The 21410-nt window shown below is 49.9% G+C and carries 15 protein-coding genes and 1 pseudogene; 6 read left to right on the top strand and 10 right to left on the bottom strand.

Annotation, left to right across the window (positions count from 1 at the left end; translation table 11 throughout):
* Positions 1-2: 2 nt before the first annotated feature.
* The 6 genes and pseudogenes from MLE19_RS14800 to MLE19_RS14775 all read right to left on the bottom strand — a co-directional run bounded on the left by MLE19_RS14800 (position 3) and on the right by MLE19_RS14775 (position 8407).
* Positions 3-2288, bottom strand: a complete 2286-nt coding sequence (locus MLE19_RS14800; protein ID WP_133732150.1) for a hypothetical protein — start codon at positions 2286-2288, stop codon at positions 3-5.
* Positions 2281-3987 carry a hypothetical protein gene (locus tag MLE19_RS14795; RefSeq protein ID WP_133732149.1) on the bottom strand — a complete coding sequence of 569 codons (1707 nt, stop codon included), beginning with the start codon at positions 3985-3987 and terminating at the stop codon, positions 2281-2283. The genes MLE19_RS14800 and MLE19_RS14795 overlap by 8 nt, the downstream gene beginning before the upstream one ends.
* Positions 3984-5243 (bottom strand): site-specific integrase, encoded by a 1260-nt coding sequence (locus MLE19_RS14790; protein ID WP_208862694.1) that lies wholly within the window; start codon positions 5241-5243, stop codon positions 3984-3986. The genes MLE19_RS14795 and MLE19_RS14790 overlap by 4 nt, the downstream gene beginning before the upstream one ends.
* Positions 5244-5386: 143 nt before the next feature.
* Positions 5387-5605, bottom strand: a pseudogene (locus tag MLE19_RS14785) (tRNA 2-thiocytidine(32) synthetase TtcA); the annotation flags it as partial.
* 313 nt (positions 5606-5918) lie between these two features.
* On the bottom strand, positions 5919-6572 hold the full coding sequence (locus tag MLE19_RS14780) for a DNA polymerase III subunit epsilon (RefSeq protein WP_240718926.1): 654 nt from the start codon (positions 6570-6572) through the stop codon (positions 5919-5921).
* A 5-nt stretch (positions 6573-6577) separates the two neighbouring features.
* A complete protein-coding gene (locus MLE19_RS14775) occupies positions 6578-8407 on the bottom strand; it encodes a DUF294 nucleotidyltransferase-like domain-containing protein (protein ID WP_240718917.1) in 1830 nt (609 codons plus the stop codon).
* A 679-nt stretch (positions 8408-9086) separates the two neighbouring features.
* Here MLE19_RS14775 and MLE19_RS14770 point away from each other — a divergent pair.
* The 4 genes from MLE19_RS14770 to MLE19_RS14755 all read left to right on the top strand — a co-directional run bounded on the left by MLE19_RS14770 (position 9087) and on the right by MLE19_RS14755 (position 15856).
* Complete coding sequence (locus MLE19_RS14770) at positions 9087-9347, top strand: DUF4212 domain-containing protein (RefSeq protein ID WP_007113808.1); 261 nt, start codon at positions 9087-9089, stop codon at positions 9345-9347.
* A 6-nt stretch (positions 9348-9353) separates the two neighbouring features.
* The gene (locus tag MLE19_RS14765; RefSeq protein ID WP_240718916.1) at positions 9354-11135 is read left to right on the top strand and encodes a sodium:solute symporter family protein; all 1782 of its coding nucleotides are present in this window, start codon (positions 9354-9356) and stop codon (positions 11133-11135) included.
* 133 nt (positions 11136-11268) lie between these two features.
* On the top strand, positions 11269-11778 hold the full coding sequence (locus MLE19_RS14760) for a hypothetical protein (protein WP_240718915.1): 510 nt from the start codon (positions 11269-11271) through the stop codon (positions 11776-11778).
* Positions 11779-11914: 136 nt separating this feature from the next.
* Positions 11915-15856 carry a hybrid sensor histidine kinase/response regulator gene (locus tag MLE19_RS14755; protein ID WP_240718914.1) on the top strand — a complete coding sequence of 1314 codons (3942 nt, stop codon included), beginning with the start codon at positions 11915-11917 and terminating at the stop codon, positions 15854-15856.
* Between the two features lie 70 nt (positions 15857-15926).
* On the opposite strand, the gene MLE19_RS14750 is transcribed toward MLE19_RS14755, so the two are convergent.
* Positions 15927-16589 (bottom strand): response regulator, encoded by a 663-nt coding sequence (locus tag MLE19_RS14750; protein ID WP_240718913.1) that lies wholly within the window; start codon positions 16587-16589, stop codon positions 15927-15929.
* On the opposite strand from MLE19_RS14750, the gene MLE19_RS23040 reads away from it, so the two are divergent.
* Entirely contained in the window at positions 16588-16713 is a 126-nt protein-coding gene (locus tag MLE19_RS23040; RefSeq protein ID WP_022522133.1) for a hypothetical protein, read from the top strand. The two genes, MLE19_RS14750 and MLE19_RS23040, sit on opposite strands and share 2 nt — an antisense overlap.
* Positions 16714-16806: 93 nt before the next feature.
* Here the strand turns inward: MLE19_RS23040 and acs are convergent, their stop codons facing one another.
* Positions 16807-18756 (bottom strand): acetate--CoA ligase, encoded by a 1950-nt coding sequence (gene acs / locus MLE19_RS14745; protein WP_240718912.1) that lies wholly within the window; start codon positions 18754-18756, stop codon positions 16807-16809.
* Between the two features lie 194 nt (positions 18757-18950).
* Positions 18951-19499 carry a SprT-like domain-containing protein gene (locus MLE19_RS14740; protein ID WP_240718911.1) on the bottom strand — a complete coding sequence of 183 codons (549 nt, stop codon included), beginning with the start codon at positions 19497-19499 and terminating at the stop codon, positions 18951-18953.
* 64 nt (positions 19500-19563) lie between these two features.
* Here MLE19_RS14740 and MLE19_RS14735 point away from each other — a divergent pair, with 64 nt between their 5' ends.
* Positions 19564-20223: a YecA family protein gene (locus tag MLE19_RS14735; RefSeq protein WP_240718910.1), complete on the top strand. Its 660-nt coding sequence runs from the start codon at positions 19564-19566 to the stop codon at positions 20221-20223.
* Between the two features lie 46 nt (positions 20224-20269).
* On the opposite strand, the gene MLE19_RS14730 is transcribed toward MLE19_RS14735, so the two are convergent.
* The gene (locus MLE19_RS14730) at positions 20270-21391 is read right to left on the bottom strand and encodes a phospholipase D-like domain-containing protein (RefSeq protein ID WP_240718909.1); all 1122 of its coding nucleotides are present in this window, start codon (positions 21389-21391) and stop codon (positions 20270-20272) included.
* Between the last annotated feature and the right edge of the window lie 19 nt (positions 21392-21410).

The raw sequence follows: 21410 nt of genomic DNA, 5'->3' as shown, positions 1-21410 counted from the left end.
ATTTATTCCTCTGACAAACCAAAGTTGGATAGCAAATTATTCAAATCACTATTCTCAATACCAAGGTCGACGTGACTGGTTTCAATGGACTGGAGGCTTTCCATTTCACTATTTGAACCAGGCAAAGAAAACCTTATTGTCTCTACTTTTTTGGTACTCAGATCCGTCACTTTGAACTCACTAATACTTTGGGAAAAACGAATGATAGAACCAACAGGGTACTCTTTCATAAGCAGGATCAGTGATTGAAGTACTTCTGTATTACGGTGGTGTAACACAAGCCAGTCTTGCATTGCTTTTGAAACTTTGACTCTAGAATCATTTCTCACCTGATCCAAGCGAGCCTTTTGGTAAACAAAGTCTTTTTCAAAAAGATCAATCGCTTTTTGATCTCCTGCAATATGACAAGAGGAAGAACACATAAAGCACTGACTAACAAAATCGTTTAAATATTCACAAGGGGAAACATTTAGCTCTTGAATACATACGCCAGTTGATGTCACGGAAGCAGGCAGGTTAGTAATCTCATCCAAGTCCTTACTTGTGATTATACGAATATCTGAGTCTTTGTCATTTGAAAAATCGAGCACAGAGCTTAAGCGCTCAGATTCCTCATGCTTAGTAGTATGAATATATTCAAATGTTTGACTAACATCCTTTCTTCCAGACCATGCCGTATTAATTTCAACAGGAATATTACTAAGATCAGCTAAAGTATTTGCAAAATGTCTAAGCTGGTGTGGCCTAATGTACATTACCTCACCATAACCATTTTCTTGAAAGATAGAAAAGCGTGCTGATCTTTTAACATTGCTTTTGTTAAGTCTACTAGAAACATGATATGAAATGTTTCTAGGTGAATCTAAAGCCAAAAAAGACTTGCTATATTTAACACCACCAAGTGAAGATCTATTCAAAACACATCTTGGCAAACAAAACAGCAACTCAGAATAAAATTCATAATTTTCGCCTGCACTATAGGCATAAGGAAAGGAAGTAGAAAGCTGTGATTTATAATAGCCAATCCAATAATCCTGAAGCTCCTTTACTGTTATAAAGTCTTCAAGCTCTTTTACTGTATCAGGACTTACAATCACACCAAATAAAATACTCCACACTTTGCTTTTATGGAAACCAGGTGTATAGAAAAAATCTTCAGCATTAAGTTCTCGAATTAACTTGTCAGAAAAATGTGTACTGTTTAATTTACCTCCTTTTTCACGGACTAATTTAGATCTATTTATATTTTTAATAACTAATACAGTGGCATTATGATTATAAAAACCAAGAACGAACGCTAAAAAGAACAAGCTAGGAATGTTATTGAGATCATCATTAGATAATAACTCTTTATTTACGCTGAAATTACATAAAAGATCTTTACATTTTTGATTAGGGTTTTCGTAAAAACGAGCTATGACTCTATAAGGCTCACAATAAGAATAAAAGAAATTAATTGCTTGAGAAACATTGCTGGATAACGCCTCTAAGATATGATTCTTATAATTTTTATACCCTTTACTGCCTTTCCATTCTAAGTAATATACCGGCTTTTCATAAGTTTCCGAATAACTTTTTAATTTTTGCTTATGAATGACAGGTATTTCAGCGCCCGTACGATTTGGTGACGCTAATGATAAGGCTGCAAACGTACATGTTAAAGCATCAGATATATCTATTGATCCATCAGGAATTACTTTCCCCTCGTCATCAACATCACGAAATGTATTAATAAAAATTTGTCCGAGCGCCTCTATTACTGGCTGACTTGGTAAGAGGTTTCTACGGCGCTCGTTAATCTCATCGCCTGTCCTGTCACGATCATCATTACAATATATTGGGCTTTCGTGCCCACCTAATAAGTTATGTCTCTTACAGAACTGCCAAAAAAATCCACTATCTTTACTAGAGTTCCAACCTTCTATTGTTACGTCATCTAACGAATTTTTTACCACTGAAAGAATAGTGCGAGCTGATATTATTTTGGATTGCAAATGAGCCGCAGAAGAACCAATCGCAAGTGATTCAATAATAAATATTTTTAATAGGTGATCATAGGGCTTAGCGAGAGCAAGCTCTGATGATAATTTACTGTCGTTTCTTATTTTTTGGCCATTAAAAATGGTACACAAAAGACGGATTTTTCTACCGGTTTTTGAATCAATATGATACCAAACCAGATCGTCCAGTGTCGCTTCACTACCATAAGTCCCTACAAATTGAGGGAATTTCTTTAGTTCATATTCAGAAATAAGGGAATGTAAGTTACTCAAATAAAGATTAAGCATTTAGTTCTTCTTTTTTATTAATAATTTCATCACATAGGGAAATTACTATTTTTATCTTTTTGACTTGACGTTCGAGTTTTTCTAATGACCTATTCCCGATTATAAGATCAAACTGCGCCATATTAGCTTTTAATTTTTCTTCAGCTTGCTCAAGTATAAAACGGTGATCAGCATCCAGAAGAGGAAGGAAATTTGGGCATCCATAACAACCAATTGGCTTGCCCATTTTAGCCAGACACAGGTTACAAGAACTTATATTTTTCACACCACCAATTTCTTCAAAATCATGCCCTATAATAACACCACTATCTTTATCTAAGTTCCGAACCGGGACTGTAAAAGCATTTCTCAAAAAATCATTAGCAATATAATTATCATCAATCAATCGTCTTGATAGATAATCAATATCTATATAATGCCTGGCTGCAGGCTCTGTAACACCTGTTAATCTACTTAGTTGTGCAGAATCGAGCCCTTCTTCTGCACCACGAGTTAATGCAGTATGACGAAGCCTGTTTGAAGTAACACATAAATTATTTGTTCGATCCGATATCCCTTTCATACCTGCAACTGCATTAGTTATCAGTGCTTCATTTAAGTGGTAGAGAGAAGAATTATGTGTGAATATTCCCTCAAATTCACTTAAACAATTAATCTTTACACTAAAAAATTCTGATGAAATAAAGATAGGCATGTTCTTTATCAAAGTTAAAACTTTATCTTTTGTAAGATTAATCCCAGAATTTAGTAGAGTTAGCTGGACACCTGTTATAAATATTTTCTTATAGCGATATAACAGAAGAGATAAATTTTCACTCAAAGTCATAGGATACTTCTCCGGAGTAGAACGATACCTAGCATCCTTTACGTTATTCTTTATACGATAAAGTCTTAATTGAAGAGAGACAGTACCAATATTAAAAACCTCATTTTCCACCGGTATCAAATCGTCATCAAAAGTACCTCCAACTGGAATTATATCGCTCCACTTTATCATTGCAACTTGTAATGGTCGACGTAATACAGCAACTACCAGTCTCGTACCTATAAGAGACCGGAGCGTACTAAATGCAAAAGAATATGAGTTACCACGTTTCGCGAAAAAATTGTAATCTTTATTTTCATCAAAATCGACTTTAGCAATTTCCTGATTCAAATTTTGAATTACCGAATCAAACTCAATATCATTGAGCCTTCCTGTAAAAGGGCTTAACGGATCAGCATTATCTGACCCAAGGTTAGCTGAAGTAAACTGATGATATTCTTTAAATTCACGATAACCAAGCTTTAATAATGTGCCGAAAAACTGATTAGTAGCTTTTTTCTTGCTTATACTTAACCCACTCCACATTATTGTTAGATCTAGTACCGAGGGAAAACCAGAATTTATAACAGGCCTGATGCCAATTGAGACTGTGGCAGTAGTTGAAGCAGCCTTATTAATCGCATAATAAATAAAAACTAGCAATGTCAGTTGAAGCTCTCTATCTTTTAAATTACTACCTCTTAACCAACTAAGGTTAAGAATATTACCCTTTCCTTTATTATGCAAGAGCCTCCATTCGGAGTCAGCAACTCTTACTTTTAAACCTGATTTTGCAGTAATATACTCAGGAATACTGCTATCAGAAGCAATATAATCTTCAACAAAGAAGGATGTTTTATTTTTATTTTCTCCTGATTCGCTAATGCTTTTCATTTGTTATTATCCAAGATTTCTTGGTGCCTTTTCATCATTTCATCTGTATGACGTTGGAGGACTTTGTCATTGTAAACTTGCCCCATAGTTGATCTAGGGGACCAGCCCATAGCTTTTCTTCTCATATCTTCTAAAAGCCTTCCGTCAATTTTTTGCTCTTGACCTGCCAAAGAGAATTTCTCATTCCATTTGTGTCGTAGCATATGGGGATACACTTTAAAATCGAGAGCATTTGAGAGTTTATTAAAAATATTATTAATTGTTTTTAGTGAAAGCGGCTGTCCGGAAGTTCCTCTTGAATTTTTCTCGCTTACAAAAATAAAATCATGCGTTTTTGACTGATCAAACTGCGGCCTAATACAGTCTATATAGATTTTTATTTTCTCCATTAGACTGCGGTCAACAACAGCTTCATGGGAGCGAGTCTTTTGATTTGGCTTTTCTAGTCGAGGGTCGGTAAGATCTGCACCACGAGCACGATAGATAAATATTCGGTCATAGCTACCATGAAACCGACAATCTGATATCTTAATTTTTGCGAGCGCCCCGCGCCGGATACCCGTTTGCTCAAGCAGCGAAACAATCAGATAGTTTCTTACTTTGGAAGACTTAAAGGGGTTGTTTTTAGACTCAGGAAGGATCATCTCTTGAAGGCTTTCGAACACGCTGTCAGGTATCACCGAATCGCTTGATGAGACAGGATTGAAGTCCGAATTTCGGCCAAACGAATGCTCATCAAGCTTTAATTTTGAGATCAATTTATGAAAGCAATCTTCGACTTCGTCAGTAACTATCTTTCCACCATGAAACTCATCAAATAGCCACTCTAGATATTGCCTGAGCCGACGTACTCGCCCCTGAATAGTTTCTGGAGATACCTTTGAGAAGGCTCGGAGATTCGCTGTCATAGCATTTCGCAGATGTTTATCCTCGACACCTAGAAAAGGTATTACGTTAGGCTCAAGTGGGGCGCTTTTTTGATGGTGGCAAAAATCAAGAAAACTTAAATATTCAGGGTATGAAATAAACTTACCGCTTGCCACTCGGACGGTCAGATCTATCGAGCGTTTAGTGAAATAACAAAGCACAAACAATAATTCGTTTGCATATCTCGCCGTTGTATTAAACGCCTTTCGGGATAATACGCTATTTATGTAAGCTGTCGCATAGACGTCTACAGGACAATCGTTCTCATCTACAATTGATACGAATTGGATGCCACCATAGAGATATTTTTTAAGCCTGATCTTTGACAAAATATGTAATCCTATAAGCAGATTACAAAAAGCTATTACTCAGAAAAATCTTTGTCAATAAAAATCTTCAGAAAGGCCGAAAAACCGGCTTTCGGAAGATAAAGAGACAGGAAAAAGCTTTACAAAATATATATGGTCTATAACTTTCCGCCGGAGAGGCACACCATCACACGGTCGCCCTCATTGATCATCTGATAATCAATGATGGCATTGCCCACTTCTCGGCGCAGGCGCTTTTGCAGTTTGTTAAATTCACGCTTCTGCTTAACATCAGCCAGCTCAGGCTGGTCGAGCTCAGCGTAAGCTGGGGTGGCTCCAACCGTGTCAAGGTGAGCAGGATCAAAGTGATTAAGAGATTGCATGGTATAAGCACTGCCGAGGGTGGAAGGCATTCAAGAAAAAAGTGGCTGCTATTCTAACAACACTCACCGCCCAGACCCAACTACTCAGAGAGAACCATCCAAGATATCGCAATGTAAAATGACTGCCCTGACCACTACACCTTACGCGGTGCGAGGGCAGGTTGAAGCGAGGGTCTTTTTCCAGGGCCGGAAAATGTTCCCGACCATTCCAGCATTTCCGTCATCCATGGCGGTCAGATGGAAAAAGTAGCGCCCAGGGATGGGTTCACAGCGCCCTCACGGAAGCCTTTCCTCGGCACTACGATAGCTGCCACTAAGCAGCCTCTGCCATCACACGCTGCAGGCGCATATACAGCAGCGCGCTCGCCGTCGCTTCGCCTAGCATGCTTTGCATGCCCATCGTGGGCACCTGCCAACACGCCAGCGCCTGGGTAAAGCTACTGGGTGCCTCGACCTCCGGGTGCAAACGCCGCAGTTGGCGCTGGTGCAGTTTTGCCACATCGACCTGGGCATTGGGAAGCGCGAAATCCAACCGCTCGCTCAGCAGTGTATTCAACGCCCCAATCCTCTGATCTAACTGCCAGCCAACAATCGGTCGATTGCCGATAAACTCGACCAACGCATTTAGATTGTCACTGTTGGGGGAAGTCACTTCCCCAGCTTGGCAGAGTAAGTGATGGCGACGCAATGACGCATTCTCAGCCTGCCCCGGCGTGCCTAAGGTCAGCACAAAGGCCCGGCTGGTTCGCACATGCTGCTGGCTCAACACCACGGCTGCCAGACTAATCACCGGTGCAGATGCCGTTGGCGTTGCCATGCAAGCGAGCGCTACCAGCTCATCGCCCATATAGGGTTGAAATAGCCAGGCGTAAGGAGTGTCAGCACAGCGACGCCGGTCGCTTTCGCGGCGCAGCAAGGTACGCAGGGAACCGCTAAAGAGTGCCACGTGTCGATCTAACAGCCGCATTCCGGTCACGAATACTCCAGATGATAACGATGGGAAAGCCGCTGCTTAAAGTCTTTAACAATGTGCAGTGCTTCACGTAAAAGGTCACGTTCGAGCGAAGAGAGGGTTTGCACCACGACACGGTTGGTGCGGTTCGCCTCTTGCGACGTGCTGGTTGCCTCTAAGGCATTGAGTTGCTGCTTGAGGCGTAGCTCGGAAAACAGCGCCAGCGCTTCGCCCAGATCGTCAGCAAAGCGGCGATCCAATCGGCCATCGGCAGCCAGCGCGTCTAAACGATCCAGTGTCGAGGTGGCTTTGATCCGTCGCTCCAGCGCCATGGTGCGCACGCCGTGAACAATGGGGAAGATGCCACCTTTTTTGATATCGATACCGTGCTGGGGCTTTTTCAACGAGCCGAACAGCGTTAATGGCGTCGAAAAACGCAGCGCCGTGCGGGCAAAGTAAGAGAGCAGCAGTTCATCGCCCGAGCAGCGTTCAAATAGCTCTTCGCGTACGCTTGCAAGCAGGCTGGGGTTACCTGCAACGGCATGGGCATCGAGCATAATCGCAAGCTTCATCAAGCTATCGCCGTCACGCTCCCTGGCCCACTTGGCAATATTGCCTTTCCACTGGGATACCGTTGCCACCCACTCAGGGTTGGACACCATAATATTGCCAGGGCATGGCGGGTAGCCGAGCTGTATCAGGGTGTCAGTAAGCGTTTGCATGTGGCTGGCAAGGTCCGGCCACTGCGCATCATCCGCTAAAATCAAACCATTATCCTGGTCTGTTTTAAGGATTTGCTCGCCTCGCCCTTCACTGCCCATCACCATCATGCAGCTCTGTTCGCGGTAGTGCTCATCAATGGTGAACTCCCAGGCCTTGCTCATGATACGACCGTTCAGCGCCGCCAATAGATCCATCGCAAAGCGCAGCTTTACGCCCTGGGCCATCAGCGCTTTGACCAGCTCTGGCGTACGCTGGCTGGCCGCCGACAGCGCCTCTAAACTGCCCGCCTGTTCGACCTGCAAACTCACCACGTAGCTGCGGCTTGAGAAATAGCTCAGCACGTCGGTGAGTTCGACAACACCTTTTAAAGCGTTTTGCTCGAGCACCACTACCCGCGTCACTTTGTGCCGTGTCATCAATACCAATACTTCAAACAGGTACTGATCCGGCGCGACGGTCACCAGATTAAAATGAGCGATTTCATCAACCGGCGATGACACCGTGCTACCGCCTAACACCAGCCCATTGAGCAGGTCAGTTTTAGTCACCATGCCCAGCTTGCCCTGGGTCTCTACTAGCAGGCTGTCGGCGTGGCTTTCGTTGAGCTGTTTCACTGCGCTGGCGATATCAGTAGACGCCGCCATGAGTAGCGGCTCACGCATGCACTCACTGACCTTGGCCAGCATAAAGCCCGCCATGGTGACGCCCCCTTCGGCGCGCTTTTCGGTCAGTAAGCGCGCTTTATGCGTCAACGACTGGCGGAAAAAATCACTAAAGTCAGGGTAATGACGGCACAGCTGCTGAAACAGCGCCTTGGGCAGGAGATAGCAAAGGCACTCCTGCTCAGCTTTAAAGCGATAACGGCTTTTACCATTGAGGATGCTGATCGCACCAAACAGATCCCCCGCCGTATAGTGACCAATACGTGTGGTGGACGAGGGCAGTGTAGGATCAATTTCCGCCACCTCACCTTTATGTATCAGAAAAACAAATTCACCTGCTTGACCGGTTTCTAAAATTATTTCGTCGCGATCAAAATAGGCCAGATCAATACCACGGCGAATGTGGTCACGCCCTTCATCATCAAGAAGCGTGAACGGCAGTTGGGATAGATCCACATCAACCATTTTGCATGACCTCATTCAACTAAAGGCGAACTAGAAAAAAACAGACTTAAACACAAACTCCGCCGGATATTGAGTCACATCAAAGGATATCATTCCAACGCTTCAAAACTGTTATCGGTTATTATGTGAAGGTGGCTCTACGGGTATAAAGGATTCACTTCCCAAGTAGCAAGTATAACGTTGTTATACCTTTAGCTATCACGCTAAGGTCGAAGCGACTTTTGATACGAGACCAAAGTATCAACACTTACTAACGACGTTTAGCCTTAAAACCCAATACATGTATTTAAAGTAGCCAATAACCACTTTTATTTGCTCACTAGACTATCGTCCTATAGCTCTACAAACGCCTACAAATTTCGCTTAAACAGCGTCTAAAAATTCGAATTTTCAATCACATGAAAAACAAGAAAGGCGTTTAAAGGGTATATTGATACCAAAGTCTGGGATTTATTTTTTGACGTTTATTGCCCAGTATTAACAATGAGTCATGCAGGGTAATCGCACGTCACTAACTAACTCGAAATTTCATATCGAATAATAAGGTGACGTGCTGACAAAAGCTGGCTCACCACTCCTTACGATTGAGTGGCTTTCGACGTGCGATTGCCCTGATGGGTCACACGCTATTCCTCGTGAACTTTCCCAACCTTAAAAATCACAAGTGGAGAGCAACACAATGGCAGACGACAAAACCAATGCTGCTGAATACTGGAAAGCTAACGTCCGGTTAATTTTCGGATGCCTAGCTGTTTGGGCATTTGTTTCTTACGGATGCGCAATCCTGTTTCGCCCACTGCTCGCCGGTATTCCGGTTGGCGGCACCGATCTTGGCTTCTGGTTTGCACAACAGGGCTCCATTTTAACGTTTATCGTGCTGATCTTCTTCTATGCCTGGAAGATGAATAAGCTCGATCAAAAATTTGGACTTGGGGAGTAAGCCGGTATGAGCCAGTTTGCAATTAACCTACTGTTCGTAGGCTCCTCCTTTGCCCTCTATATCGGCATTGCGATTTGGGCACGAGCAGGCTCGACGAAAGACTTCTATGTCGCGGGCGGCGGCGTTCACCCGATCACCAACGGGATGGCGACCGCGGCTGACTGGATGTCAGCGGCATCGTTTATCTCAATGGCAGGCCTGCTGGCCTCCGGCGGCTACGCTAACTCTACTTTCCTAATGGGCTGGACCGGTGGCTACGTTATCCTGGCGATGCTATTAGCCCCTTACCTGCGTAAGTTTGGTAAGTTCACCGTGCCCGACTTCATTGGTGACCGCTTCTACAGCAACACCGCTCGCTTGGTAGCGATCGTGTGTTTGATTGTGGCGTCAGTCACCTATGTAATCGGTCAGATGACCGGTGCGGGCGTTGCGTTCTCGCGCTTCCTTGAAGTCAGCAACACTTGGGGTATCTGGCTAGCCGCGTTGATCGTATTCCTTTACGCCGTATTCGGCGGCATGAAGGGCATCACCTACACCCAGGTGGCGCAATACATTGTTCTGATTATCGCTTACACCATCCCAGCCGTGTTTATTGCGTTCCAGTTGACCGGCAACCCGATTCCGATGTTCGGCATGTTCAGTACGCATACCGAATCCGGCATTCCGCTGCTGGCTAAACTGGATGACGTGGTTAGCGCACTTGGCTTTCGGGATTACACTGCCGATGTGGACAACAAGCTCAACATGGTGCTGTTCACCCTGTCGTTGATGGTCGGTACTGCCGGTCTGCCCCACGTTATCATTCGCTTTTTCACCGTACCGAAAGTGGCCGACGCACGCTGGTCTGCTGGTTGGGCACTGGTGTTTATTGCCCTGCTCTACCTTACCGCGCCAGCCGTTGGTTCGATGGCACGTCTGAACTTGGCGACCACCGTGTACCCCGAAATGGCGGGACAGGTTGAGAACTACGAAGAGGCTGCGCAAAACCCGATTCTGTATGAAGAGCGTCCAGACTGGGTTCGCACATGGGAAGAAACAGGTCTTATCAGCTTCAATGACCTGAACAATGACGGTCGTATCCAGATGTATAACGATGCTACCGACTATTCTGACCGTGGCTGGGAAGGTAACGAGCTAACTGTTAATAACGATATCCTGGTACTCGCCAACCCGGAAATTGCCAACTTACCCGGCTGGGTCATTGGCTTGATCGCAGCAGGCGGTATCGCCGCGGCGCTCTCTACCGCAGCTGGCTTGCTACTGGCGATCTCTTCGGCGATCAGTCACGATTTGATCAAGACCATGATCAACCCGAAGATCTCCGAAAAAGGCGAAATGTTAGCAGCGCGAATCTCCATGGGCGGCGCGATTCTACTGGCCACCTATCTGGGGCTTAATCCGCCAGGGTTTGCGGCACAAACGGTGGCGTTGGCCTTTGGTATCGCCGGTGCATCACTGTTCCCCGCGCTGATGATGGGTATCTTCTCCAAGCGGATGAACAGCCCAGGCGCAGTGTCCGGTATGCTGGCAGGCTTGATTTGTACCCTGCTGTATATCTTCACCTACCTGGGCTGGTTCTTCGTACCGGGCACCAATATGCTGGCTAACACGCCGGATAACTGGATCTTGGGCATTTCGCCGCTCTCCTTCGGTGCCGTCGGCGCGATGATTAACTTCGCCGTTGCCTTTGCGGTCTCCAGAGTGACCGCTGCACCGCCACAGGAAATTCAGGATCTGGTGGAAAGCGTTCGCTATCCAAAAGGTGCTGGTGTGGCGATCGATCACTAAGTCATACTCTTTCCTGGCGTTATCGCAGTGTCGTGATATCGCTTAGGAATCGACCTTACCATCGGGCTTCCTTCGGGAGGCCCGATGGCTTTTATAGACAGCTCTTATAGACGGCTTTTGGAAAGGATATTTTATGATTTGGCATTTGATCGCCGCTGTTTTTGCTGGCCTCGCGGCGGCAGGGATTGGCTTAATACTTCGCACACTGAGCGGTAAGCGACTCCCCAAGTGGATCGTACCGGTCTGCGGTGGGCTGGGCATGTTGGCCTATCAAATACAGGTCGAGTACAGCTGGTTTGAACACAAGCAGGCGCAGCTTCCCGAGACCGCTACGGTGATATCAACGGAGAGCAGTACAGCAGTATGGCGCCCATGGACCTTTGCCATTCCCATGACCACCAAATTCAGCATGATTGACAGCGAAAATATTCGCACGAGCGAGCAGGATGGCACTCGCTTAGCAGAATTTATTCTTTATCAGTTTGAGCGTCACCACACAGATATCTTGATCACCCAGCCCTACTTACTCAATTGTGATAACCGCGAATTAGTACCGTTGGATGAAGAGACCCGCGAGCCCATGCTGGAAGAGATTCGCACGCTGCGCGAAACCTCACCGCTACTCAACAATGTGTGCGCATAGCTAAATAAATCACTAAATAAATAGTTAAATAAGTCTGTGGTGTAAACAAGCCGAGGGAATGGTCGTACACGGCCCGCTGTTTCGCCTAGAATGAAGCCTTTTGATTAGCGCACCACACTCTGGCGGGGAGAAAGGCATGTTTCACGGCGGGCTACTGGTCGCGGTATCGCTTCTCTATATTGCCGTTTTATTTGGTATCGCTTGGTATGGTGACCGCCGTGCACGTACCCACGGTGCGACACGGCGAAGGCCGATCATTTATAGCTTGGCACTGGCGATCTACTGCACCTCGTGGACATTTTACGGCGCAGTGGGCCAAGCGGCGACCGCAGGCTGGTCATTTGCGAGCATCTTCGTTGGCCCTATCCTGACGTTTTTGCTGTTTTGGCCAGTGTTAGCCAAGATGATTCGCGTTGCCAAGCACCAAAACGTCACGTCGATTGCTGACTTTATCGCCTCGCGTTACGGTAAAACCCAGTCACTAGCCGCCTTTGCCAGCTTAGTTGCCCTTGTCGGCACCCTGCCCTACATCGCGCTACAGCTAAAAGCGGTTTCCACCACCTTTAGCGTGCTCACCGACGCCTCCGATGTCACCCATACGCCGCTGTTTGGCGATACGGCGTTCTATGTGGCGATCGTGATGGCGATCTTTGCAATTTTATTTGGCACCCGCCACACCGATGCCACCGAACACCACGAAGGCTTAATCCACGCCGTAGCGTTTGAATCGTTGGTTAAGCTGCTCGCCTTTGTCGTGCTCGGCGCCTTTGTTACCTGGGGCATGTTCGATGGCCTGGGTGAGCTAATGGGGCACGCGGAGAGCCAGCTTGAACTCCAGCGCCAGCTCGCCAATCAAGATTTTGGTCAGAGCTTCTGGGCGCAAACCCTGCTCGCCATGTTGGCCATTCTGTGTCTGCCGCGCCAATTCCACGTGGCGGTGGTCGAAAACATTCACCCTGACGACGCTACCAAAGCGCGCTGGCTGTTCCCGCTTTACCTATTGGCGATCGCCTTTTTTGTGGTGCCATTGGCAGCGGCGGGTTTACTGCTATTTTCCGAAAGCGGCGTAGAACCCGATACTTACGTACTAGCGCTATCCATGGCTTCCGGCCATCAGTGGCTGACGCTACTCACCTTTATCGGCGGTTTCTCGGCCGCTACCGGCATGGTGATTGTGGCCGCGGTGGCGGTGTCGATCATGATCTCCAACGAGATCGTTATTCCGGCACTGTTCCGGTTGCGCTGGTTTGATACCAAGGCGCGGGATTATGGCCGCTTAGTACTGCGTGCGCGGCGCTTGACCATCGTGGCCGTATTGGCCATGGCCTATGGCTTTTACCAACTGATTGCCGAGTTCACCTCGCTGGCCTCGATCGGCATGCTGTCGTTTGCCGCCGCTGCCCAGTTTGCACCCGCGGTGATTGGGGGGCTTTACTGGAAGCGCGGTAATCGCCTCGGGGTCATTGTCGGCATGAACGCTGGCTTTGCCATCTGGGTATATAGCCTGTTATTACCCGCTATGATCAATGCCGGCGTGCTTCCAACAATGTGGCTTGAAGGCGGCCCACTGGGGCTTAACTGGCTATCTCCCACTGCGCTGTTTGGGCTCAACTTAGGCGACAGCTTTACCCACGGTGTGATGCTGTCACTTGGGGTTAACCTGTTCTGCTACATTTTTGTTTCCCAGGTGACCTCCCAGCGGGTGGTTGAGCGTATTCAGGCCTCGCTGTTTGTGGACAGCGTGGAAACCCGCCAAACCTCGGTAAACCGCCCGTGGACCGGCGCCACCACGGTGGGCGACTTAAAAGTGCTTTGTGAGCGCTTCCTAGGTGCTGGCCAGGTAGACCGCGCCTTTGAAGATTACGCCCGACGCGCCGGGAAACCGCTAGATAACGGCACGCGTGCCTCAATCGACATTATTCAGTTCACCGAACGCTTCCTGGCCTCGGTGCTGGGCGCTTCATCAGCGCGGATCGTGGTTAACTCGGCGCTCCAGGGCCGTGGTATCGGCATCTCGGATGTGATCTCGATTGTCGATGAAGCCTCCCAGGTATTGGAGTTCAACCGGGCGCTGTTGCAGGCCACCATCGAAAATATTAACCAGGGCATCAGCGTGGTCGATCAGAATCTGCGCCTGGTGGTGTGGAACCAGCGCTATTTGGAGCTATTCCGCTTCCCTGACCACTTGATTCGCGTTGGCGCTCCCATCGACCGTATCTTCCGCTACAACGCCCACAACGGCGAATATGGCCCCGGCGACCCGGAAGAGCACGTACAGCTACTGCTCGACAATATTCGCGAAGGCCAACCCCACCGCTACGTGCGCTACCGCCAGGACGGCAGCGTGCTGGAAGTGCAAGGCAATCCAATGCCCGGCGGTGGCTTTGTGTACACCTACCAGGATATTACCCAGCAGAAGCGCATCGAAGAGGCGCTGATCCGCTCGGAAAATAATATCCGGATCTATACCGACAATGTGCCCGCCCTCATCGCCTACTTCGATAAAGAGTGCCGTTATCTGTTTACCAACCGCGCCTACGAGCAGGCCTTCAGCATTGACCGTAACGCGGTCATCGGCCGCCGCTTTGAAGACGTACTGCAGGTGAAACAAGCGGAAGAGCGCGCCCCCTGGGTGGCCCGTGCGCTGAACGGTGAGCGGGTCAGCTTTGAAGTTTCGCTGCGGGTCAATGACGCCATGCGCTATATGCTGGTGACTTACACGCCGCACTTTGGCGATAGCCAGGCGATTCTCGGCTTTTTCGCCCTTTATCAGGATATTACCGAACGCCGCCAGGCCGAAATTGCCCTGAAGGAGACCAACGAAACCCTGGAAGAGCGTGTGCGAGAACGTACCCAGGCGCTCTCTGAAGCCAACGCGGCGTTACGTCAAGAGAACCGTGTCCGCGCAGAAGCCGAGCTTGCCCTACGCCAGGCTAAGCAATTGGCTGAAGATGCCAACGCGTCTAAAACGCGCTTTTTGGCGGCTGCCAGTCATGATTTATTGCAACCGCTTAACGCGGCAAGGCTGTTTACTTCCGCCTTAATGCAGAACGTGACTACCACCGATACGCAACGCATCGTGGGTCATATCGATAACTCGCTGCAGGCCGCCGAGGAGCTGCTCAGCACCCTGCTAGATATCTCCAAACTGGACGCTGGGGCGTTAACGCCGCGGCGCAGTCACTTTGCCCTGGCGGATATCATTCGCCCGCTACGCGCTGAGTTTGAGGTGATGGCAGACGATCGAGGGCTGGATCTGGAAGTCGTGCCGACCCATCTCTGGGTCGACTCCGATCCTCAGATGCTGCGCCGTATCGTACAAAACTTCTTATCCAACGCCATTCGCTACACCCAAGAGGGCCGCGTGCTGCTCGGCTGTCGTCGCCAAAATGGCTGGCTCTCCATTGAAGTATGGGACAGCGGCCCTGGTATACATGAATCTAAACTGACCGAGATTTTCCAGGAGTTCCGCCGTTTGGATCAGGTGTCTCGCCATAAAGAGAGCGAGAAAGGGCTGGGGCTGGGGCTATCCATTGCCGACCGCATGAGCCGGGTGCTCAATCACCCCATCAAAGTACGTTCCACGGTGGGTAAAGGCGCGGTTTTCTCTGTTAGCGTACCGATTGTCACTGCCCGGGAGGGCAGCGATACAGAGCTTGAACCCCAATCACGGCGCGGCAGTCACAAACTTAGCGGCACACGGATTGTGTGTATCGATAACGAAACGCTGATTTTGGAAGGCATGACCGCCATGCTCAGCGGCTGGGGCTGCGAGGTGTTTACTGCCACGAGTATCGGCGGAGCAAAATCGATTCTACGCAATATGGATGGCGACCCGGACGCTATTCTGGCGGACTATCACCTGGATAACGAAGTCACCGGCCTGATGGCGCTAGAGGCGCTCAGCGAACGTTTTGAGGGAGCAGTGCCGGGGATTGTGATTACCGCTGACCGTACCGAAGCGGTCGCCGAAGAGATAAAGCGGGCGGGTTATCAACTGCTGTTGAAACCCGTTAAACCAGCGGCACTGCGAGCGCTATTAACGCGAACGCTTCAGGCCAATCGCGCGGCGCGATAAGCGCCGCAGCTGGATTCAGATGGGGCTCTCGGGGCTTACCTTGGAGAACGTTCTCGCGAGCGGTGCGAAATTAGGAGACGACTTTCGGTGGTTCGACTTCCAGTTTCTGCGCGGCGATAACCGCCTGAGTACGGGAATGTACGCCAAGTTTGCGTAATATTGCGGTCACGTGGGCCTTGATAGTCGCTTCAGAAACACTCAGTTCGTAAGCGATCTGCTTATTCAGCAGGCCTTCCGTCAGCATATTCAGCACGCGAAACTGTTGTGGCGTCAGTGATGCAATCGCTTCGGCAAAGCGCGACTCCTCTTCACTGGTCTCTTCCAGCACGTTGGCTAATGATTCTGGTAACCACACCTCGCCCTGCAGGATTTCGCCTACCGCCTCAGCAATTAGTTGTAGAGAGGACGATTTAGGGATAAAACCCGACGCGCCGTAGTCAATAGCACGACGAACCACGTAAGGTTCATCACTGCCTGACACCACCGCGACGGGGATATCGGGCATTTGACCACGCAGTTGAATCAAGCCAGAGAAGCCATGGGCTCCTGGCATGTGCAGATCCAGGAGAATCAAATCGGCATCTGGGTGGCGATTCACCACATCAGTGGTGGCTTCCATGGTATCCGCTTCGACAATCTCCGCCTGGGGGGCCAACTGGCGTAACGCTTGGGTCAACGCTGCACGAAACAGCGGGTGATCGTCAGCGACGATAAACTTATGAGCTACTGCCATGGATATTCCTCCGGTTCCTCGAGCAGCGGGGTTGTCTGCCGCCGCGACGCTAGGCTCTTACGGTTGTGAAGCATGGTACCCCATGGGCTTCATCATGCCCAAGCATCACATGCACAATTTGTAATAGATAGATCACACAAACAAAAACAACAGTGCCGACCTACTCGGGCCGGCACTGTTCATAGTAGGCTAAATACAGCCTTCAGCGGTGTCGCCGTTATTGATTGGCGCGATGTTCAATCAGCTCATCGACCACCGACGGGTCGGCTAGCGTACTGGTATCACCCAACCCATCGCACTCGTTTGCGGCAATCTTGCGCAGGATACGACGCATGATTTTACCCGAGCGGGTTTTCGGCAACCCTGGCGCCCACTGAATGACGTCCGGCGAGGCAATCGGGCCAATATCTTTGCGCACCCACTGCGTTAACTCTTTTTTGAGTTCATCCGACTCTTCAATGCCGTCGTTCAGGGTGACATAAATATAGATGCCTTGTCCCTTAATATCATGCGGGAAACCTACAACGGCTGCTTCCGCGACGGCGCTGTGTGCAACCAGCGAGGACTCGATCTCGGCAGTCCCCATACGGTGGCCCGACACGTTCAGAACGTCATCCACACGCCCCGTAATCCAGTAGTAGCCATCCTCATCGCGACGACAACCGTCACCCGTGAAGTACATACCATCATAGGTCGAGAAGTAGGTCTGGATATAGCGTTCGTGATCACCCCAAATAGAGCGCGCCTGCCCCGGCCAAGCATCAAGAATGACTAGATTGCCTTCGGTGGCACCTTCAAGAATGTTGCCTTCATTGTCGACCAGAGCGGGCTTCACGCCAAAGAACGGCACGGTTGCAGAACCAGGCTTAAGCGGTGTTGCACCCGGTAGCGGGGCAATCATGATGCCGCCGGTTTCGGTTTGCCACCAGGTATCCACAATCGGGCATTTTTCGTTGCCGATAACGCGGTAAAACCACTCCCAGGCTTCCGGATTGATTGGCTCACCCACGGAGCCGAGCAGGCGCAGGCTATCGCGCTTGCTGGAGTCCATAACCTTGTCGCCATGAGCCATCAGAGCACGCACCGCAGTGGGCGCAGTATAGAGGATATTGACGTTGTGCTTATCAACGATATCGCCCAATCGGCCATGGGTCGGATAGCTGGGAACGCCTTCAAACATCAAGGTGGTCGCACCGTTCGCCAAGGGGCCATAAACGATATAGCTGTGACCGGTCACCCAACCAACGTCCGCGGTGCACCAGTAAATTTCGCCCTCTTGATAGTCAAACACATACTGGTGGGTCATGGCCGCATAGGTCAGATAGCCACCGGTAGTGTGCTTCAGGCCTTTCGGTGCGCCGGTAGAGCCTGAGGTATAGAGAATAAACAGCGGATCTTCAGCGCTCATGGCTTCGGCTTCGCACTCGGTGGACTGCTTGTCGACCAGCTCGTCAAACCAAACATCGCGGCCATCTTTCCACTCAATCTCACCGCCGGTGCGTTTCACTACTAAGACGTTTTTGCACACATCGGTGCCGTCACGGGTCAGCGCAGCGTCGACGTTCTCCTTCAATGGCACGTGCTTGCCACCACGCACCGACTCATCGGCGGTAATCACCAGCTTGGAGTCGGCACCAATGACGCGCTGGGCAACGGCATCGGGAGAGAAGCCACCGAAGACAACCGAGTGAACGGCCCCAATACGCGAACAGGCAAGCATTGCCATGGCCGCTTCAGGAATCATCGGCATATACAGCGTTACGGTGTCGCCTTTACCGATGCCCAGCTCTTTTAGCGCGTTGGCCAGTTGGTTGGTACGGGCGTAGAGCTCGCGATAGGTAATGTGCTTGGAGTCATCGGGATTGTCGCCCTCCCAAATGATCGCCGTCTGATCACCGCGCTTATCTAGATGGCGGTCAAGGCAGTTGGCGCTGACGTTGAGCAGGCCATCCTCAAACCAACGTATATCGACATTATCACGCGCAAACGAGGTATTTTTGATTTTAGTGGGCGCTTTGATCCAGTCTAGGCGCTTGGCCTGCTCGGCCCAGAAGCCTTCCGGATCGTCCATTGACTGCTGATACATGGCCTCATACTTGGCTTTATCGGCCCAGGCATTGGCGGCGAAATCGTCGCGCACCGGATAGACGTTCTGTTGGTTGCTCATGAAATTGCCTCTGTCCGTGAAAATGCACTCTCTAAGAAACTGTAGTCGATACGATTATTTATGGGGCTTATTAGCCATTATCAGGAGTATCGACTGCCATTAATGTTCCCCTAGCATAAACCTCCTCGCCCGGGCTTCCCTTTAGACATTGGTATTATCATTTTTTATTTAAAAAACAAACATTTATAAACGAATCATGAGTCAACTTCCGGCCTGTAGACCAAGGTCTTAGCACAGTGGCGGCAGCGGTAGCGACGCCCGTTTACCACTAAAGCATGACGCCTCGAGGTAAATTGATGAAACCGGCAATCACACTGGTAACGATAAGGTGCAGGCTGTGCCTGCTTAATATCAAACCGATGGGTCACACTGGGGGCTATACCGAAAAGCTCACGCATCACCGTTTTCCACTCACGTCCATGGGGTTTTAAGCGCGGGCCGTTGTCCAAATGGAACACCAGCCAGTGGGCCATTTCGTGTGGAATCACTTCATCAAAAAACGCCGTGCGGTTCTCACTCAGCAGCACCGGGTTTAAGCGTAAGCCGCCGTGCCCCAGGTGCGCTTGTCCGGCCGAAGCGCCGCGCAGGTTAAACCACACCTTTGGGGCTGGCAGCGTAGGGCATACTTCACAGCAGCGCTGCCACGCTTGTTCAACGCGAGCACGCGCGGCTTGATGCAACGCTGTTTCCGACATGGCAGCCAGCTCAGCAACTGGCCAGGGGGGCAGTGGTGTAATACTCATTAGTGATAAACTAGCCGTTATAAATAACTCTTGATTACCGATTTGCATTGACGAGGCTTTACTCATGGCAGAGCGCAGCGATACGCCCGACACAAACACGCCACCGCAGCCACTGCTCGAAGATGAGCAGCTGGATAGGTTGGACGATTTCCTCGACTCTGATCAAGTGGATGAAGATGCTCTGGATCTCATCTCCGCCCATGGTTTTTTAGTCGCTCTTGCAGTGGCCCCAAGCGAAGTGCCGCCCACTCAGTGGCTAGCGGAGCTGTTCCAAGGTGAGCCGCGCTACGCCGACGAGGCTGAGCAAGAGGAGATTATCACCCTCCTCACCTTACTGCGTGACAATGCGGTGGCGGTACTCGAACAAGGCGGCTTACCGGAACTCCCTTTTGAACTAACACTGGGTGGCGAACCTGCCGAAGAAACGCCGATTGGCGACTGGTGTGCAGGCTTTATGGAGGGCGTCTTCAGCGATGAGAGCGCCTGGTTCCAGGACGATGAAGAGGCCGCCGCCACCCTGCTGCTGCCGTTTATGCTTCTCTCTGGGCTATTCGACGATGAGCCGGATATGGCCGAGCTGGCGAAAGACCAAGCGCGCCAGGAGTCGCTCGTCGTGCAGTTGCCTGAGCTCGTGCTAGACCTTTACCTGCACTACCGCGTCCCGCCTGAAACGCCCAAACCCAAACCGCGTAAAAAGACACCTGCAAAAGGTAAAAAGCGCTAGGCGCTTGGAGTAGACACTTAAAATAAGCACTTAGAATAGACGCTAACTATTTAAGCCGCGTCACCATGGCATCCAGCACGCCATAGATCCACTCTTTGGTGCGCTGGCCCCAGGGGCGCGCCGCCCAGACAGCGGCGTCTACTTCTTGGCTGGCGGCAAAGTTACGCTCGAACAGCTCGCGTACTTCGGAGGCAAGCTGGGGATCCATCACCTCTTGATTTGCTTCTAAGTTCCAGTGCAGATTCCAGTGATCAAAATTACACGAACCAATGCTTACCCACTCATCGGCGAGCACGAATTTGGCATGGATAAAGGTCGGCTGAAATTCATAAATTCGCACGCCCGCCTTCAGCAGCGAGTGGTAGAAGCGTTGGCCGGCAAAGCGTACGCTGGGGTGGTCATGCTTTGTTCCGGGTAGCAGCAGGCGCACATCAATCCCGCGCCGGGCGGCTCTAACCAGACGGCGTCGCAGCGCAAAGGTCGGCACAAAATAGGGAGTACACAGCCATAGCTGTGTTTGTGCATGGTTTACCCGCTCATGCAGTGAATGGCGAATGGCTTGGTATCGATAGCCCCGAGCCGACATCGCCCGTCCAGGCACGCCATCAGTATGCGCTCGTGGCTCACGCCGTTCAGGCAGGCTTCCCGCGCTATTATCGCCTTTTTCATTGCGGGTTAGCCGTGAGTTCCACAATCGCCGGAAAAGCTGCTCCCAGTCAGCCACCACCGGGCCATCGATTCGCAGCGCAATCTCATACCAGGCGTTGAGAAACTCATCCACCGCGCCAAAGCCACCGGTAAACGCAAGCGCGCCGTCAATCACGACTATTTTGCGGTGATCGCGGCTTAAATTACGTGCCAAGGAGTGGAAACCTATCGGGTTAAAAAAGCGCAGCTGTACGCCGCCCGTTCTCAACCGCTGACGATCCTCATTGGAGAGCCCCATAGAGCCGTAGCCATCCAGCAGCAAACTGACGCTGACGCCGCGCTGGACAGCATCAAGAAGCGCGTCACTCACTTGGTCAGCAAGCTCTCCCGACTCCATCAAATAGAGTTCTACCAACACATAGTGACGAGCATTATGGACTGCTTCAAACATGGCTGGCAGAAAGCGCGAAGCTTCCGGCAACAGCGTAAATCGATTTCCTTCTCGCCACGCGTTCTGCATGGTTGCTCCTTGCAGTGCC

Source organism: Vreelandella neptunia, from assembly GCF_022489065.1.
Lineage (GTDB): Bacteria > Pseudomonadota > Gammaproteobacteria > Pseudomonadales > Halomonadaceae > Vreelandella > Vreelandella neptunia_A.
Note: the sequence above shows the minus strand (reverse complement) of the source record. Positions and strands in the feature narration are given on the sequence as shown.

Excerpts from the sequence above, each read along its gene's own strand:
- MLE19_RS14800 (WP_133732150.1), bottom strand. The coding sequence starts at position 2,288 with ATGCTTAATCTTTATTTGAGTAACTTACATTCCCTTATTTCTGAATAT.
- MLE19_RS14795 (WP_133732149.1), bottom strand. The coding sequence starts at position 3,987 with ATGAAAAGCATTAGCGAATCAGGAGAAAATAAAAATAAAACATCCTTC.
- MLE19_RS14780 (WP_240718926.1), bottom strand. The coding sequence starts at position 6,572 with ATGCGGCTGTTAGATCGACACGTGGCACTCTTTAGCGGTTCCCTGCGT.
- MLE19_RS14775 (WP_240718917.1), bottom strand. The coding sequence starts at position 8,407 with ATGGTTGATGTGGATCTATCCCAACTGCCGTTCACGCTTCTTGATGAT.
- MLE19_RS14770 (WP_007113808.1), top strand. The coding sequence starts at position 9,087 with ATGGCAGACGACAAAACCAATGCTGCTGAATACTGGAAAGCTAACGTC.
- MLE19_RS14765 (WP_240718916.1), top strand. The coding sequence starts at position 9,354 with ATGAGCCAGTTTGCAATTAACCTACTGTTCGTAGGCTCCTCCTTTGCC.
- MLE19_RS14760 (WP_240718915.1), top strand. The coding sequence starts at position 11,269 with ATGATTTGGCATTTGATCGCCGCTGTTTTTGCTGGCCTCGCGGCGGCA.
- MLE19_RS14755 (WP_240718914.1), top strand. The coding sequence starts at position 11,915 with ATGTTTCACGGCGGGCTACTGGTCGCGGTATCGCTTCTCTATATTGCC.
- MLE19_RS23040 (WP_022522133.1), top strand. The coding sequence starts at position 16,588 with ATGGATATTCCTCCGGTTCCTCGAGCAGCGGGGTTGTCTGCCGCCGCG.
- MLE19_RS14750 (WP_240718913.1), bottom strand. The coding sequence starts at position 16,589 with ATGGCAGTAGCTCATAAGTTTATCGTCGCTGACGATCACCCGCTGTTT.
- acs (WP_240718912.1), bottom strand. The coding sequence starts at position 18,756 with ATGAGCAACCAACAGAACGTCTATCCGGTGCGCGACGATTTCGCCGCC.
- MLE19_RS14740 (WP_240718911.1), bottom strand. The coding sequence starts at position 19,499 with ATGAGTATTACACCACTGCCCCCCTGGCCAGTTGCTGAGCTGGCTGCC.
- MLE19_RS14735 (WP_240718910.1), top strand. The coding sequence starts at position 19,564 with ATGGCAGAGCGCAGCGATACGCCCGACACAAACACGCCACCGCAGCCA.
- MLE19_RS14730 (WP_240718909.1), bottom strand. The coding sequence starts at position 21,391 with ATGCAGAACGCGTGGCGAGAAGGAAATCGATTTACGCTGTTGCCGGAA.